The organism is Bacillus sp. 166amftsu (genome assembly GCF_900107445.1).
Taxonomy (GTDB): domain Bacteria; phylum Bacillota; class Bacilli; order Bacillales; family Bacillaceae_G; genus Bacillus_A; species Bacillus_A arachidis.
In genome coordinates, this window is sequence record NZ_FNQA01000004.1 from 280,531 (window position 1) to 295,779 (window position 15,249).

16 protein-coding genes and 1 other RNA gene are annotated in these 15,249 nt (G+C 35.6%); 14 read left to right on the forward strand and 3 right to left on the reverse strand.

What is annotated here, in order from left to right:
* Nucleotides 1–15 precede the first annotated feature (15 nt).
* Together nth and BLV40_RS14620 are read left to right on the forward strand one after the other, a co-directional pair.
* On the forward strand, nt 16–663 hold the full coding sequence (gene nth, locus BLV40_RS14615) for an endonuclease III (RefSeq protein ID WP_090691160.1): 648 nt from the start codon (nt 16–18) through the stop codon (nt 661–663).
* A 4-nt stretch (nt 664–667) separates the two neighbouring features.
* Nucleotides 668–1,186, forward strand: a complete 519-nt coding sequence (locus tag BLV40_RS14620) for a YpoC family protein (protein ID WP_090691163.1) — start codon at nt 668–670, stop codon at nt 1,184–1,186.
* Nucleotides 1,187–1,209: 23 nt separating this feature from the next.
* Here the strand turns inward: BLV40_RS14620 and BLV40_RS14625 are convergent, their stop codons facing one another.
* Complete coding sequence (locus BLV40_RS14625) at nt 1,210–3,876, reverse strand: PBP1A family penicillin-binding protein (RefSeq protein WP_090691166.1); 2,667 nt, start codon at nt 3,874–3,876, stop codon at nt 1,210–1,212.
* Nucleotides 3,877–3,941: 65 nt separating this feature from the next.
* Entirely contained in the window at nt 3,942–4,544 is a 603-nt protein-coding gene (gene recU / locus BLV40_RS14630; protein WP_026591165.1) for a Holliday junction resolvase RecU, read from the reverse strand.
* 103 nt (nt 4,545–4,647) lie between these two features.
* Here recU and BLV40_RS14635 point away from each other — a divergent pair, with 103 nt between their 5' ends.
* From BLV40_RS14635 to BLV40_RS14645, 3 genes are all read left to right on the forward strand, one after another.
* On the forward strand, nt 4,648–5,673 hold the full coding sequence (locus BLV40_RS14635) for a DUF2515 domain-containing protein (protein ID WP_090691169.1): 1,026 nt from the start codon (nt 4,648–4,650) through the stop codon (nt 5,671–5,673).
* 540 nt (nt 5,674–6,213) lie between these two features.
* On the forward strand, nt 6,214–6,456 hold the full coding sequence (locus BLV40_RS14640; RefSeq protein ID WP_026591163.1) for a hypothetical protein: 243 nt from the start codon (nt 6,214–6,216) through the stop codon (nt 6,454–6,456).
* 15 nt (nt 6,457–6,471) lie between these two features.
* Nucleotides 6,472–6,816, forward strand: a complete 345-nt coding sequence (locus tag BLV40_RS14645; RefSeq protein ID WP_026591162.1) for a YppE family protein — start codon at nt 6,472–6,474, stop codon at nt 6,814–6,816.
* Nucleotides 6,817–6,839: 23 nt separating this feature from the next.
* Here BLV40_RS14645 and BLV40_RS14650 read toward each other — a convergent pair whose 3' ends face one another.
* Nucleotides 6,840–7,031 (reverse strand): YppF family protein, encoded by a 192-nt coding sequence (locus BLV40_RS14650; protein WP_026591161.1) that lies wholly within the window; start codon nt 7,029–7,031, stop codon nt 6,840–6,842.
* A 176-nt stretch (nt 7,032–7,207) separates the two neighbouring features.
* Between BLV40_RS14650 and BLV40_RS14655 the strand changes: the two genes are divergently transcribed.
* From BLV40_RS14655 to BLV40_RS14695, 9 genes are all read left to right on the forward strand, one after another.
* Nucleotides 7,208–7,858: a YppG family protein gene (locus BLV40_RS14655; RefSeq protein WP_090691172.1), complete on the forward strand. Its 651-nt coding sequence runs from the start codon at nt 7,208–7,210 to the stop codon at nt 7,856–7,858.
* A gap of 149 nt (nt 7,859–8,007) precedes the next feature.
* A complete protein-coding gene (locus BLV40_RS14660) occupies nt 8,008–8,472 on the forward strand; it encodes a CotD family spore coat protein (RefSeq protein ID WP_026591159.1) in 465 nt (154 codons plus the stop codon).
* 53 nt (nt 8,473–8,525) lie between these two features.
* Entirely contained in the window at nt 8,526–9,080 is a 555-nt protein-coding gene (locus BLV40_RS14665) for an SLOG family protein (protein WP_026591158.1), read from the forward strand.
* Nucleotides 9,081–9,177: 97 nt separating this feature from the next.
* Nucleotides 9,178–9,513 carry a cell division regulator GpsB gene (gene gpsB / locus BLV40_RS14670; protein WP_026591157.1) on the forward strand — a complete coding sequence of 112 codons (336 nt, stop codon included), beginning with the start codon at nt 9,178–9,180 and terminating at the stop codon, nt 9,511–9,513.
* An 87-nt stretch (nt 9,514–9,600) separates the two neighbouring features.
* Nucleotides 9,601–9,991, forward strand: an RNA gene (gene rnpB / locus BLV40_RS14675) — RNase P RNA component class B.
* A gap of 176 nt (nt 9,992–10,167) precedes the next feature.
* Nucleotides 10,168–11,307 carry a THUMP domain-containing class I SAM-dependent RNA methyltransferase gene (locus BLV40_RS14680; RefSeq protein WP_090691175.1) on the forward strand — a complete coding sequence of 380 codons (1,140 nt, stop codon included), beginning with the start codon at nt 10,168–10,170 and terminating at the stop codon, nt 11,305–11,307.
* A 62-nt stretch (nt 11,308–11,369) separates the two neighbouring features.
* The gene (locus BLV40_RS14685) at nt 11,370–11,555 is read left to right on the forward strand and encodes a DUF3921 family protein (RefSeq protein WP_026591155.1); all 186 of its coding nucleotides are present in this window, start codon (nt 11,370–11,372) and stop codon (nt 11,553–11,555) included.
* A 135-nt stretch (nt 11,556–11,690) separates the two neighbouring features.
* A complete protein-coding gene (locus BLV40_RS14690; protein ID WP_026591154.1) occupies nt 11,691–13,628 on the forward strand; it encodes an ATP-dependent DNA helicase in 1,938 nt (645 codons plus the stop codon).
* A gap of 99 nt (nt 13,629–13,727) precedes the next feature.
* Nucleotides 13,728–15,245 carry a carboxypeptidase M32 gene (locus BLV40_RS14695; RefSeq protein ID WP_026591153.1) on the forward strand — a complete coding sequence of 506 codons (1,518 nt, stop codon included), beginning with the start codon at nt 13,728–13,730 and terminating at the stop codon, nt 15,243–15,245.
* The last annotated feature ends 4 nt before the right edge of the window (nt 15,246–15,249 follow it).

Genomic DNA, 15,249 nt, shown 5'->3' on the forward strand with positions numbered 1-15,249 from the left:
TATAGGAGGAAAGGTATGTTAAACAAGACACAAATTCGTTACTGTTTAGATACAATGGCAGAAATGTATCCAGAAGCACATTGTGAATTAAATTATGACAATCCATTTGAACTTGTAATTGCGGTTGCATTATCTGCACAATGTACAGATGTCCTTGTAAATAAAGTAACGAAAAGCTTATTTCAAAAATATAAGACACCCCAAGATTATCTAAATGTATCTTTAGAAGAATTACAACAGGATATTCGTTCGATCGGATTGTATCGGAACAAAGCGAAAAATATTCAAAAGTTATGCCGAATGTTGCTTGAAGACTATAATGGAGAGGTACCACAAGATCGTGATGAACTAACAAAACTACCAGGAGTCGGTAGAAAAACTGCAAATGTAGTTGTTTCTGTAGCTTTTGATATCCCAGCTATCGCTGTTGATACACATGTGGAACGGGTAAGTAAACGCTTGGCTATTTGCCGTTGGAAAGATTCAGTGCTAGAGGTAGAGAAAACGTTAATGAAGAAAGTTCCAATGGAAGAGTGGGGAGTTACGCATCACCGCATGATTTTCTTTGGACGTTATCATTGCAAAGCACAGCGACCGCAATGCGAAGTATGTCCGCTACTAGAAGTGTGCCGTGAAGGTAAGAAGCGAACGAAAGGAAAATAAAAAGATGGAACAAGTCGTACAAATACCGGATGAATTTCGATGCACTCCTTTTTTTGAAGGGAATATAGACAAGATTGTATATTGTTCAGAGCAAACTTTTGAAGAACTGTTACAAAGTACTTATTTTTTATTTGATATTGAAAAACAATACGAGCCATGGAATGGAATTGATAAGAGTATTCCAATTGTATTAGATGTATGGAAAAGTAAGCAAGAGGATATAGCTAGATTGTTTCGAAATAGAAAGCGAAAAGAAGCGAGAGATCCCATGATTCAATTTATCGCTCATGTATTATCAGTTTTATACTGGTTAAATGGAAAACACGTACCAGGGCTGAAAGATATGTGTAGAGAAATTGAAGAGTTAAATATAAAACCTGTTAATTTTATGGAACGATATTTATATATGATAGAGCAACCAAATCATTATCATTCATATATTCAATTAACGCAGCTGTATCTAGAAATAGAAAAACTATATGCGAAAAAAATTATAATAAAAAAGAAGTCACCGTCTCAATAGAGAAAGGTGACTTCTTTTTTATATTATGGTGCTGGATTAACATTTTCTGCTGGAGGAACATCTCCACCACCTGTTGGTTGATCTGGTTTTGGCTTGTTGGCTTCTTCTTCAGCCTTTTTCTTAGCTTCTTCTTCAGCTTTTCTTCTAGCTTCTTCTTCAGCTTTTTTCTTAGCTTCGTCCTCAGCCTTTTTCTTCAGCTCGTCTTCAGCCTTTTTCTTCAGCTCGTCTTCAGCTTTTTTCTTAGCTTCATCCTCAGCTTTTTTATTGACTTCTTCTAATTTTTTCTGCTCATCTTGCTTTTTCTTAGCTTCATCCTCAGCCTTTTTCTTCAGCTCGTCTTCAGCTTTTTTCTTAGCTTCGTCCTCAGCTTTCTTCTTAGCATCTTCACTCTCGCCAGGAACAGTAAAGGATACACCAGCCGCATTGCTTGTGCCTGTTCCTTTTTTCGCTACTACTGAGAAGCTGTAAGTTACACCTGGTTTCACTCCGCTAAGTGAAGCTTTTGTGCCGCTTACGGAGAGACCGCCACTAGAACCATCAGTCGCTTTATAGCTTGCGGAGTATGATTCAGCATCTGAAGGACCGGACCAGCTTAGTGAAATCGTATTAGATGCTGTGTCATAAGATGGCGTTACACCAGTCGGTGGATCTACTTTGATCTGCTTAACAGCATCCTTTTTCGCACCTTTCACATAGAGTTCGTCATTTATACGTTCTACAGAAGAAGGTTGCTCAAAACGAGATGTATCTGTTGCGAACTTACTCATCATTTCTTTGAAAATTTGTTGGGCTATTCGGACCGAAGGTGATTTATCTGGAATATAGTTTTCTTCAGAATCTCTTTCATACCCTGTCCATACCGACATCGTATATTGCGGTGAATAACCTGCAAACCAACTATCTCTGTTAGCACTTTCTGGAATATTATATTTTTTTAATGTATCTGGATCAAAGTTTTGTGTTCCTGTTTTACCAGCAACATCAATTCCTGATACATAAGCTGTTGGACCTGTACCACCAGAACCTGGTTTTACAACATCACGAAGAACATCCGTAATCATAAATGCTGTGTAGTCTTTCATTACTCGTTCTTCTTTTGGTTTAAAGCTTTTCTCTTTTCCATCAGGAAAGACAACTTTTGTTACGAAATGTGGCTTGTTATAATTTCCTTCGTTACCATAGGCGGCATATGCACCAGCTACTTGTAAGGGAGAAGCGGTGTTACTACCAATTGCTGTTGATTCGTATACTGTGTTGTCCTTGAAAGTCATTCCAAGTCCTTCAGCAAATGCTTTTGATTTGTCTAATCCAACTGCTTGTGCTGTTTTTAAAGCAGGGATGTTTAATGATTTTTTCAATGCTTCACGTAACGATACGTCACCTTTATAGCTGTTTGTAGCATTTCGAATTTTTTTACCGTTAGAATACGTATATTCTGAGTCATTTAATTGATGGTATGTAGACCATTGCATATATTCAATAGCAGGACCGTAGTCAAAGATTGGCTTCATAGTTGAACCTACTTGGCGTTGCATATCAACGGCCATATTATGTCCTTTAAATGCTGCTTTATTTTCTTTACGGCCAGCACCAATTGCACGAACTTCACCATTTTTTGTATCCATAAATACGAAAGCACCTTGGAAACGATCATTTGGATAGTTAATAATATCTCCATCTAGTAATTGGTCAGCGTATTCTTGTGCTTTTGTATCAATTGTTGTATAAATCTGTAATCCGTCAGATCCAATATTTACATCGGGCATTTCTTTTTCGATTTCTTTTACAGCCGCGTCGATAAATGCTTGATAAGGCATTTCGGTTACTTCTTTAGATGGAAGAAGCCCTTCTGTTACTGGGATTTTTATCGCTTCATCCATTTCTTGTTTTGAAATAAAGCCATGTCGATTCATTAATGATAAGACTGTATTACGACGTTTTGTTGCTCGATCGATATTTTCTTTTTTTGTTGGATCATACATATTAGGACCTTGTGGTAATCCAGCAAGCATCGCAGCTTCATGTAATTTTAGATCCTTTAACTCTTTCCCGTAATAATTTTGTGCTGCCGTTGCAACACCATAAGAGCGATTGCCAAGGTTGATTTTGTTTAAATACATTTCTAAAATTTCATGTTTGGAATATTGTTGCTCTAATTTATAAGCTAGATACCATTCCTGTACTTTACGTTTTGATGTTTTTTCCATCGTTAGAAAATAGTTTTTAATTACTTGTTGGGTAATTGTACTACCACCTTGAGAACCAAAACCACCTGTGACATTTTCAAGAATTGCTTTTCCTGTACGTTTAAAGTCGATTCCATTATGTTGATAGAAGCGAGCATCTTCTGTCGCTAGGAATGCACTTTCTACTACTTTCGGAACTTGATCGTAAGTGATATTCGTTCGTTTTTCGGCACCATATTCATAAATGAAGTTCTTGTCTTTATCATAAAATTTAGTTGATAGTGGGTTGACAAGTTTAGCTTTATCTAGCTTTGGAGCATCCTTTACCATTATAAAAAAGGCGGAAACTCCAGCTATAAGACCAACAATGCCAAGAAGTAGGCAGCCAATTAAAAATTTCTTGAAAAAGGAACCTTTCTTCTTTGGTTTCTCCGTTTTGTTTGTTTCTTGTTTTTGATGTTGTGCATGTTTTCGTTCTGTACGAGAACGATAATTCTCTGACATTATACTTTCTCCTACCTTTCATTTTCTCCCCAAAAGTCGAAAAAAGAGCCTTATTGTTGACTCTATCACGAAAAATAAACCATGTCTAGTACACGAATATAATCAATTCGAGGATGATAACCGCATGATAACAAGTATCCGTGTTCTTCGATTTCTTGTTTCTTAATCGATTTACGTCCACCAGCATCTTGGCGATTCCAAAATGAAATGACATGTTTTGCATCTAGTAAATAAAATTCATCATAAAGTGTAAATTTAATAATAACAAATGCAATTCCGTTATGAGCCATTACTTGTTCCATATGCTTAATTTGATGAAGATGAAAATTTTGCAGCGGGAAACTTGTTTTATTTTTTGTCTCTTTTGCTTCGAAGTCGATATATTTTCCTCTATATACACCATTGTAGTCTGTTGTAGAAGGCTGTTTAAAATAAGCTTCTTTCACAACTGCAGCACTTCGAGCGGGATAATCCACTTTTACAATTTGAAGAGGGGTGGGTTTTTTATGTATACAGGCAATATTATGAGTTAAATAATATTGATTTGTTTCATTTAATTCCTCTTCAAGAGACATACCTCTATTGCTATAAGTATGCTTTTTAAATTGTGTTTTTTGAGGTTGCAATGCTTGATTATACCTTTTTCCGTTTGGATAACGAATGGTCATAGTTTGTCCACTCCAACTTACATAGAATCACTTACAAAGGTGATTATATCAAAAAAAACAAAAAAGATGCGATTTTTTTCAAGAGAGATGTGGTGATTCATATATGCTCATGCAGAATGAGTATGAGAAAATAAATAGAGAGCGTAGTGGAATAGCTTGTTCAATGGAAGAGAAGTACTTAATAACGCATATTAAACAGCAGACAGCTCTAGCGAATATTGATAATATTTCACGTACACATACTTATCAAGAATATTATTTAAGAAATAAAGAAATCCGGTGGTCATTTTTGGCGAGTATGGTTTCGAGAAACGCTGGGTGGAATATAACAGATCTAGGGGGGGAATACTATGCGAATGTTTTATCTGAAAGAATGAGAAAGCAATTGTTCCTTACTTACGAAAGTGCAAATTGGCTTATTTTTTCAGATGCATACCCACAATTGTTGTTATATGAGTATAGTAAAAAAATGAATAGACCACTTTTTCATTTATCACAGTTTTTTAATGTATCCATTTTTATGGAGAAGGAATGGAAAGATTTTTGGAATAAAAGAGATTGCATACGTCTTATTACAGCACTTGTTATTAATGAACAAAATAAGATTCAAAAACCGATTATTGAACACCCATATTTTCAAAAATACGTATTTCAAACTTTACTGTTTAAATTTCAAGAGCTCTTTCATTTCAATGCTGTAATTTTTCCGACAACAAAAGGAAAGCTATATGGTTTTTCGGTTTATCAATTTGAAGAATTACAAAAACGGATAGAATTGGGAAAAAAATTGGCGTGGTTATTATTTCACCCTAAATATGAAGTGTTATTTTATGATTTTTCTTTGCGAACATTTCCTACAGGATCGAGAGTGGATTACGAGCAGTATTTTACAAATCCAAAAGAAAAAGATACACCCCGGTTAAGAGATGCTTTTCCAGTTGTTCTGCATCAAAATAGCTTAGAGAAAGATTGGTTTCATACAAAAATGAATATTGAGCCATTATTTTTGTTCCAGGAACCGAAAGAAGAAATAGATATTACAGAATGGTTTCTACAAAAACAACATCAAATACATATTTTTTCTGCCTTGAATAGCTTTTTTAAAAGGAATAATGACTTCATGATATAATAGGAAAAGTCCCACTCTCTTATAGGGAGGTGGGACTACTTGATTACATAAATGAATCGACATTTTTTATACAAAGGTACGAAAAATTAAAGAAGCTAGGTGAAAGGAGAAGTCACACCATTTAAATTTCACTTTATCCCGCTATTCATGGGCATTCATACTCCCGCCTTAAAATTTAGCGGAAGCAAAGGAGCTAGATGGAAGATAAGTTGCCCGTGAAGATAAGAGCTACTAACCAATAGGGAATGAATCCCTCAAATTGATTATTGTTTCGCTTTATGTAGCAGGAAAGTTCGGGCCATCTAGCTTCGGATTTCCAGTTTCAGGTTTATTTTGTTGTTTGTTTTGTTTTTTCTTCTTCTCATTTTTATTTTTAACCATTGTAAACACCTCCCTTTTGTATTGTTACCATTTCTATAAAACCCATACAAACCGATTTCTTTGCCGAATATCAACTAGTTTTGTCAGTCGTGCAGGAGTGATAAGGGAATCGTCGAAATAACAGGACAAAGGAAAAGCAAAGAAGGAGGCGTTTTATAAATGGCGATGGTTCAGAAGGAAAATGTAATGAAAAAAATGGATCAAATGTTAAGTGCTCTTGATTTGCTGGAAATGAATGTCTCAATTAGAGTTAATCATTCTTTAAAAGATAAACGTGAAGATATATGTAATAGAGGAGAAGTAACAGAGATGCACATTCAACATATGGAGGATAAATTATTACATCACGAAGAAAAAGGGAGTTGGCTCCAAACGTTTCAAAATGTCATAGTAAGCGCATAAGAGGGTGGAAATAAATTGGATTATGAAACATTAATGCAGTCTTCAATGAAATTAATACAGTACAATGATGAAACAATTATAAAAAAAAGAGCAGAAAAAGAGTTTGATTTTTATCAGGATATGAAGCCTTTTGTGGATATGGTTGATCGGGAGTTAGAAGTGTGGAAAGAATTAGCTTATCAATGGATAAAACATGAAAAGCCTAAGTATATACATGTGCAACAAATTGATCAAGTATATGAGAATTTACAAAATAATGCACTGCAATGTTTTGTAAATAAGGGAAAAGGTAAGCGATTTTATGAAACACATCAGGCGATTTTATATACATTGCAAAATATAGTAGAACAATGTAAATGACAAGAGGGGAAACCCTCTTGTTTTTATGATTCTACAGTTGTATGTGTGGGTTTCGCCCCATTTATTTCTAATTCACGTATTAATACTCGATATTCTGAGATGCAGATTTTTCCTTCTAAGTAGTGATGTCTAGCAAAATCAAGCAACTCATTCATATCCTCTGTAGCGTACCCCTTTTTTTGAGTGAAAGCCTGTTTTAAATCCCCTAATTTCATGTTGATTCCTCCCCTATGAGAATCTTCCTCGCTATTATCGTAACATGAAAAGGCTTACTTTCTTATTTTTTTAAAAATTTAAACTTCCGACAAAAACAGACATTTATCAGGTTACACATTTTATTTTATAGGTACATATTCTATAGGTAGAAACTTAGTTAGAGGAGGGAGAATACATGTTTCAACAACCAAATGCATATACGCAGCAACATGCATATACGCAGCAAAATGTATATACACACCCCAATGCTTATCAATATAATGAGGATACATATTTACGTTATAATATGTATCCATTCGCTCCTAATTACGGAAATCAAATGAATTATTATCAGCCATTTGAAGTATCTTTTATGAATCAGCAACAACAGTCTTATACGAATCAACAATCTGATGTACCACAGCAACCACAGTCTTATACGAATCAACAATTTGATGTACCGCAGCAACAACAGCCATATACGAATCAACAATCTTATGTACCACAGCAACAACAGCCATATACAAATCAACAATTTGATGCACAACAGCAACAACAGCCATATACAAATCAACAATTTTATGTACCACAGCAACCCCAATCCTTTATGAATCAACCATCAATGTTTTACCCGCCAAAACAGCCTTTTCAACCATATCCAACGATGAACAAACAAAAACAACAACAACAGCCAAGTCAATTTTCTAGTTTCGTATCTCAATTTAAGACCGCAGATGGTAACTATGATGTGAATAAAATGATGAATACAGCTGGTCAAATGATGAATGCAATGAATCAGGTCACTGGGATTGTAAAACAAGTTGGAGGCTTTTTTGCTAAAGGGTGATAGTTGTGTGTCCAAGTTATCGTATGTAAACAGCTGTCATATAGACAAATTTCCATTAAATAAATGGGTATATATAACAAGCGGCTTTTATCTCTTTCTCATATTGTAAAGTGTAGTCAGATTTTTTATGAGAGAGGAGAGAAAAAACTATGTATCATTGTCATCCTTGTTTTGGAGGGCATAAACCTGTAGGACCTATTGGACCTGTAGGACCTGTTTGCACAACACCTCCTGTCATTCATCCAACAAAACAATGTGTAACGAACACTTTTTCCACAACAGTGGTACCACATATTCACCCAACTCATACAACACATGTTCATCATCAACAAGTTAAAAATCAACATTTCTTCCCACAAACATTTTCAAATGTGAATGTTGTAGAACCTGTTGCTCCAGGATTCGGAGGAGGCTTTGGACCAGGATCACAAGTATCTCCATTTGGGCCAGGATCACAAGTATCTCCATTTGGGCCAGGATCACAAGTATCTCCATTTGGGCCAGGACCACAAGTATCTCCATTTGGACCAGGACCAAATGTAGGGCCACAAGTATCTCCATTCGGACCAGGGCCAAATGTAGGACCAAATGTAGGTGGAATGTTTAAAAAGTAAATGTTATGTTAGAACTAGCAAAATGCTAGTTCTTTTTTTATTGGAGTGTTGACATGAAAGTTGTTGCGGTGACAGGATATAAACCATTTGAACTTGGGATATTTAAGGATGATCATCCAGGTGTTATTTGTATAAAAAAAGCATTGCATCGTAAGTTACTTGCTTTTATAGAAGAGGGATTGGAGTGGGTTATTATTAGTGGGCAGTTAGGAGTAGAGTTATGGACAGCTGAAGTTGTCTTTGACTTGCAGCTAGAATATCCTGATTTAAAGCTTGCTGTGTTTACCCCTTTTTTAGAACAAGAGGAAAATTGGAAAGAAGGAAACCGAGAACTATACGAGTTTATTCTAGGACAAGCAGATCATGTGGATAGCATTACGAAAAGAAAATATGAAAGCCCAGAACAGTTTCGATTAAAAAATCAATTTTTTATTGAAAAAAGTGATGCCTTTTTAGCTGTGTATGACGAAGAAAAACCAGGAAGTCCTAAATACATCGTAGAAGTAGCAAAGAAAAGAGGAGAAATAGAAAATTATCACAGTTATTTCATTCTTTTTTCTGATTTACAAGATATAATAGAAGAGGAACAGTGGAATAATGCAGAGTAATATGTAATATAGCTCACGTATATTTGATTGACAAAAGACGTAGTTTCTGAAAAAATTTAGTTAATGAAAGTTTTGGTAAAAATTTGAGGTGAAGAAAATGATTTCGGATAAAATTAAATTAACAGCGAAAGATATTTTGGAAAAAGAATTTAAAACGGGTATGAGAGGTTACCAGCAAGAAGAAGTAGATAAGTTTCTTGATATGATTATTAAAGATTATGAAGCGTTTCATAAGGAACTTGAGCAATTACAACAACAAAACGTTCGTTTGAAACGTGAATTAGAAGAGCAGAAAGTAGCGGTAGCACAAGCACCGCAACAACCTGCTCCAACACCGGTTGCACAACCAGTATACAACAATACGAATACAGATATCTTAAAGCGTTTATCTAATCTGGAAAAAGCTGTATTTGGAAGTAAGTTATACGAGTAATCTAGGGATGGAAAAAGATTGAAGCATTTTACATATAAAAAAGCATTGCAAAATCTTTTTGTTTCCACTATACTAATGTTTGTCATAACGTTTGGGTAATCGCTGCAACGCCAACGTTGTAGAGGAAAGTCCATGCTCGCACGACCTGAGATGGTCGTAGTGTTCGTGCCTAGCCAATTCATAAGCTAGGGTATTCTGGCTGCAAGGCTGGATTAACGGCAGGGAAAAAACCTAAGTCCTTTTGGATATGGTTTGACTACCTTTAAAGTGCCACAGTGACGAAGTCCTTGAAGAAATGATAGGAGTGGAACGAGGTAAACCCCACGAGCGAGAAACCCAAATAATGGTAGGGGAATCTTTTCCAAGGAAATGAACGATGGAAAAGGACAGACTTGATAGTCTGTAGATAGATGATTGCCACCGGAGTACGAGGCGTGGGCCGTTTGCAGTACAAAGGAACAGAACATGGCTTACAGAACGTTATGAACCAATTATGGAATGACTCAGCTCTCCTTTGTAAGAGGAGGGCTTTTTATTTGTATGAAGTTATAACTAGTGAGTTAAAATGGTTAATAAGAACATACTTCGTAATATTTAATAATTAATAGAAAAAACTGTTAATTATTGTTGATTATACATAAGAGGTGAATGCAAATGGGAAAAGTTACTTTAATTGCAACAGCAGCAATGGGTATCGAAGCTTTAGTTGCACGAGAAGTTCGCGATCTTGGTTATGAGTGCCAAGTAGAAAACGGGAAAGTAACGTTTGAAGCGGATGCGAAAGCGATTTGTCGTACGAATTTATGGTTGCGTACTGCAGATCGTGTAAAAATTAAAGTTGGTGAGTTTAAGGCGACAACTTTTGATGAGTTGTTTGAAAAGACAAAAGCATTAAATTGGGGAGATTATATTCCTGAAAATGGTGAGTTTCCTGTTATCGGAAAATCAATAAAATCAACATTATTTAGTGTTCCAGATTGTCAACGTATAGTGAAAAAAGCTGTTGTTGAAAAATTAAAATCAACTTATAGACGTACAACTTGGTTTGAAGAAGATGGACCGTTATTCCGCATTGAGATTGCAATGCTAAAAGATATTGCAACATTGACAATTGATGCAAGTGGCGTTGGACTTCATAAGCGTGGATACCGTGTGGATCAAGGGGAAGCACCTTTGAAAGAAACACTAGCTGCATCTTTAATTAAACTGACAAATTGGAAACCAGATCGTCCGTTTGTCGATCCGTTTTGTGGTTCGGGAACAATTCCAATCGAAGCGGCACTGATTGGACAAAATATTGCTCCTGGTTTTAATCGTGAATTTGCATCTGATGAATGGGGCTGGATTGGTAAGCAAAATTGGAAAGAAGCACGTCAAGAAGTAGAAGATTTAGCAAATTATGATCAGCCATTACAAATTATCGGATCAGATATTGATCACCGGATGATAAGAGTTGCGCAAGATAACGCGGATGAAGTTGGATTAGGTGATTTAATTTCCTTTAAACAAATGCAAGTAAAAGATTTCACGACAAAAGAGGAATATGGCTATGTTGTAACGAATCCTCCATACGGAGAACGTTTAAGTGAAAAAGCACTTGTTGAAAAATTATATAAAGAAATGGGAGAAGTATTCCGCCCGTTAGATACTTGGTCGCTGTATTTATTAACGAGCTATGAAGCATTTGAAAAATGTTATGGACAAGATGCATCCAAAAAGCGTAAGTTATTTAACGGCTTTATTCGTACAGATTATTACCAGTACTTTGGGAAACGCCCACCTCGTAATTCATAGTATAAAACCTCTTTTCTGCGCATATACTGGCTATTATGTAATGTGCAAAAGGAGGAATCATTATGGACGGGTTCCAATTGTCAATGATTCAAAAAGCGATTCATCGTACGTATGATGAACTCGGAAAAGAACTCGATTTTCAAGGTGCAGTAGCAGATGAAATGCAAAGAGCGCAGGAAGAATATTTATCTGCGTTATCACATGAAACATTAATTGATAAGCGTTATTTAAAGTCATTAATAGAGTGAAAAAAGTTTTCCTTTATATAAAGGAAAACTTTTTTCACGCATTTCTATGTATTACAACAGGGGAAAGCAACTGCTATTTCTAAATAGCAGTTGCTATATCTTTTTATAGAAAAACTTTTTGGTTGGAGGCTGAGGATGTTTACTGAGAAGAGATTACCATTTGAAGTAGGGAAACAAGATAATTTTTATGATAAGTTGAATGAGTGGATTGGAGATGTGTTTTACGATATCCTCCCGGAAAAAGGTTTTGAAGAACGCGATGAACAAATTTTTATGGCGTTTCAATTAGAACGCGCGTTTCAAGAGAAAAAAGTAATGTTCGCAGAAGCGGGTGTAGGAACGGGTAAAACGATTGTATATCTTTTATATGCAATTTGTTATGCGCGTTATACAGGAAAGCCAGCTATTATTGCTTGTGCAGACGAAACGCTAATTGAGCAGCTTGTGAAAGAAGAAGGAGACATTGCGAAATTATCAGAAGCATTAGGGTTATCTGTTGATGTACGTCTAGCGAAATCAATGGATAATTATTTATGTTTACGTAAACTTGAAGATGTAATGAGTGGACGAGCTCCAGAAGTAATTGAAGATCTATATTATGAATTACCTCAGTTTGTATTTGATCATGGAACGATGCAAAACTTTACGCATTACGGTGATCGAAAAGAGTTTCCACTATTAAATGACGAAGAATGGTCAAAAGTATCATGGGATTATTTCCAAGATTGTTTCACATGTGATTCTCGTCATCGTTGTGGTCAAACGCTCTCTCGTGAACACTACCGTAAAGCAGCAGATTTAATTATTTGTTCTCAAGATTTCTATATGGATCATATTTGGACATATGATGCTCGTAAGCGTGAAGGACAAATGCCACTTTTACCAGAAAGTAGCTGTGTTGTCTTTGATGAAGGACATCTTGTTGAGTATGCAGCGCAAAAAGCACTAACTTACCGTTTAAAACAAACGATGATGGAACAACTCTTAACAAGGTTATTACAAAATGATATTCGCGAAGAGTTTGCTCATTTAGTTGAAGAAACAATTTGGCAAACAGAGCGATTCTTTGATGTTTTACAAGAGAATAAAAAAGAAATTGCTGGTTCAGATCGTCTAGAAATAACTGTGACAGAAAAAGTAACTGCTGAGGCGAAACGACTCTATGCGAAAATCGCGGAAGTCGGTGATGCATTAGTATTTGAAAGCGAAATGTATACAGTAAACACATACGATTTAAATATCGTTGACGAGCACTTAGATGTACTAGAACATTCACTTCGTCTTTTCATGCATGAGAAAAATGTAATTACATGGGGAGAAGAAGGCGATGGTGCATTCACGTTAGTTATTATGCCGCGTGCAGTAGAAGAAGTACTACAGGAGAAAGTATTCTCGAAAAAAATTCCGTATATTTTCTCTTCTGCTACACTATCTGAAAATGATTCGTTTGCATTTACAGCAAATAGTTTAGGTGTAAAAGATTATTTATCATTCTCAGTAGCTTCTCCATTTGACTATGAAGAGCAAATGAAAGTGTACTTACCATCGTATAACCAGGAAAATGAATGGGAACGAAAATGTCAGTATACGCTTGAAAACATTCAAAAAACAAATGGACGTACGCTTGTATTATTCCGTACAACAGGGGAGCTTGCAGCGTTCAAAGAATATGTGAATAAAGAGCAAATGTCTGTTCCGTTCTTATATGAAGGAGACCAAGAAATTAGTCAGCTTGTTTCACGTTTCCAAAATGAAGAAGAGACTGTACTTTGTGCGGTTCACTTATGGGAAGGTTTAGATATTCCAGGTTCTTCACTATCACATGTGATTATTTGGTCACTTCCATTCCCTCCAAACGATCCTGTGTTTGAAGCGAAACGTAAGCACGTTAATGATCCGTTTTGGGATGTAGATGTACCGTATATGATTTTACGTCTTCGTCAAGGAATTGGACGCTTAATTCGTACAAGTGAAGATAAAGGTGTTATTTCGTTATTCTTATCAGAAGATGAAAATGAAAAAGTTATAGAAGTTGTAAAAAAAGTACTTCCAGTAGAAGGTAAAGTATTGTAAAAGCTTGGCATTTGCTGAGCTTTTTTTCTTTTTAGCAGAAAAGGACTTTATATCTTTATGTCGAAATATAGGTGAGATAGAAAAAGGAGGCAATACAATATGACGATCGCTACATATGAAATTGAAAAAGAATTTTTAGCATACGTGAAAAAGATAGAAAATTATGGAGAAGCATTGAGTCTGATATTTTGGGATTTGCGTACAGGTGCGCCGAAGAAAGGTGTGGATCAGCGCTCTGAGGTAATAGGGATGCTTTCGTCAGAGGTGTTTTCATTATCGACTTCTGATGAGATGGGAAGATACTTAAAAGAATTAGAACAGTTAATTGCAGATAATAAAATTTCTGAAACAACGAAGAAAATTGTAGAAGAATGCCGCAAAGAATATGATCGAAATAAAAAAATTCCACAGGCCGAGTATGAAGAGTTTGTCAAATTACAAGCAAAATCGGAAAGTGTTTGGGGAGAAGCACGTGAAAAATCTGATTTTGAAATGTTCCGACCATACTTAGAAAAAATTGTTGAATATAAGAAGAAATTTATTGCATATTGGGGTTATGACACTTATAAATATAATACGCTTTTAGACATGTATGAGCCAGGAGTTAAAGTAGAAGTATTAGACCATGTGTTTGGACAACTACGTGAGCGGATTGTTCCGCTTGTAAAAGAAATTGCTGACTCAAATAAAAAATTAAAAACAAATGCTTTATTTGAGCATTTCTCAAAAGAACAACAAAAGAATTTCACTTTAGAGTTACTAAAACAATTAAATTATAATTTCGAGGCTGGCCGTCTAGACGAAACAATACATCCCTTCGAAATTACATTAAATAGAGGGGATGTTCGCATTACGACTCGTTATGACGAGAAGGATTTCCGGATGGCAGTTTTCGGAACAATTCATGAATGTGGACATGCTGTATATGAACAAAATATCTCAGAAGAATTAGAAGGAACGCCACTTTGCAGTGGTACGTCGATGGGAATTCACGAATCGCAATCACTATTCTTTGAAAACTTTATTGGGCGTAATAAATCGTTCTGGAAGAAAAATTATGACGTATTGAAACAATTTAGCGATGGGCAGTTTGAAAATATGTCTGTAGATGAATTTTATGATGCTATTAATGAATCAAAACCTTCCTTTATACGTATTGAGGCAGATGAACTCACATATCCGCTTCACGTTATGGTTCGTTATGAACTGGAGAAGGAATTATTTGATGGAACATTGGAAGTCAAGGACTTGCCGGCGGCGTGGAATGATAAAATGGAAAGTTATTTAGGTATCCGTCCAGAAACGGATGCACAAGGTGTGCTACAAGATGTACATTGGTCAGATGGATCGTTTGGCTACTTCCCATCTTATGCGCTTGGTTATATGTACGCAGCGCAATTTAAACATAAGATGCTAGAAGAAATTCCTAACTTCGATGCATTGCTAGAAGAAGGAAATGTGACGCCAATTCGTGAATGGCTTACAAAAAATATTCACCAGTATGGTAAAACAAAAAAACCATTACAAATATTAGAAGATATAACAGGTGAAGGGCTAAATGCGAATTATTTAGCTGATTATTTAGAGGCGAAATATAAAGAGATTTATGGGTTATAAAAAA

Bases quoted from the DNA above. Each gene is read 5' to 3' on its own strand.
- nth (WP_090691160.1), top strand. From the start codon at position 16: ATGTTAAACAAGACACAAATTCGTTACTGTTTAGATACAATGGCAGAA.
- BLV40_RS14620 (WP_090691163.1), top strand. From the start codon at position 668: ATGGAACAAGTCGTACAAATACCGGATGAATTTCGATGCACTCCTTTT.
- BLV40_RS14625 (WP_090691166.1), bottom strand. From the start codon at position 3,876: ATGTCAGAGAATTATCGTTCTCGTACAGAACGAAAACATGCACAACAT.
- recU (WP_026591165.1), bottom strand. From the start codon at position 4,544: ATGACCATTCGTTATCCAAACGGAAAAAGGTATAATCAAGCATTGCAA.
- BLV40_RS14635 (WP_090691169.1), top strand. From the start codon at position 4,648: ATGCTCATGCAGAATGAGTATGAGAAAATAAATAGAGAGCGTAGTGGA.
- BLV40_RS14640 (WP_026591163.1), top strand. From the start codon at position 6,214: ATGGCGATGGTTCAGAAGGAAAATGTAATGAAAAAAATGGATCAAATG.
- BLV40_RS14650 (WP_026591161.1), bottom strand. From the start codon at position 7,031: ATGAAATTAGGGGATTTAAAACAGGCTTTCACTCAAAAAAAGGGGTAC.
- BLV40_RS14655 (WP_090691172.1), top strand. From the start codon at position 7,208: ATGTTTCAACAACCAAATGCATATACGCAGCAACATGCATATACGCAG.
- BLV40_RS14660 (WP_026591159.1), top strand. From the start codon at position 8,008: ATGTATCATTGTCATCCTTGTTTTGGAGGGCATAAACCTGTAGGACCT.
- BLV40_RS14665 (WP_026591158.1), top strand. From the start codon at position 8,526: ATGAAAGTTGTTGCGGTGACAGGATATAAACCATTTGAACTTGGGATA.
- gpsB (WP_026591157.1), top strand. From the start codon at position 9,178: ATGATTTCGGATAAAATTAAATTAACAGCGAAAGATATTTTGGAAAAA.
- BLV40_RS14680 (WP_090691175.1), top strand. From the start codon at position 10,168: ATGGGAAAAGTTACTTTAATTGCAACAGCAGCAATGGGTATCGAAGCT.
- BLV40_RS14685 (WP_026591155.1), top strand. From the start codon at position 11,370: ATGGACGGGTTCCAATTGTCAATGATTCAAAAAGCGATTCATCGTACG.
- BLV40_RS14690 (WP_026591154.1), top strand. From the start codon at position 11,691: ATGTTTACTGAGAAGAGATTACCATTTGAAGTAGGGAAACAAGATAAT.
- BLV40_RS14695 (WP_026591153.1), top strand. From the start codon at position 13,728: ATGACGATCGCTACATATGAAATTGAAAAAGAATTTTTAGCATACGTG.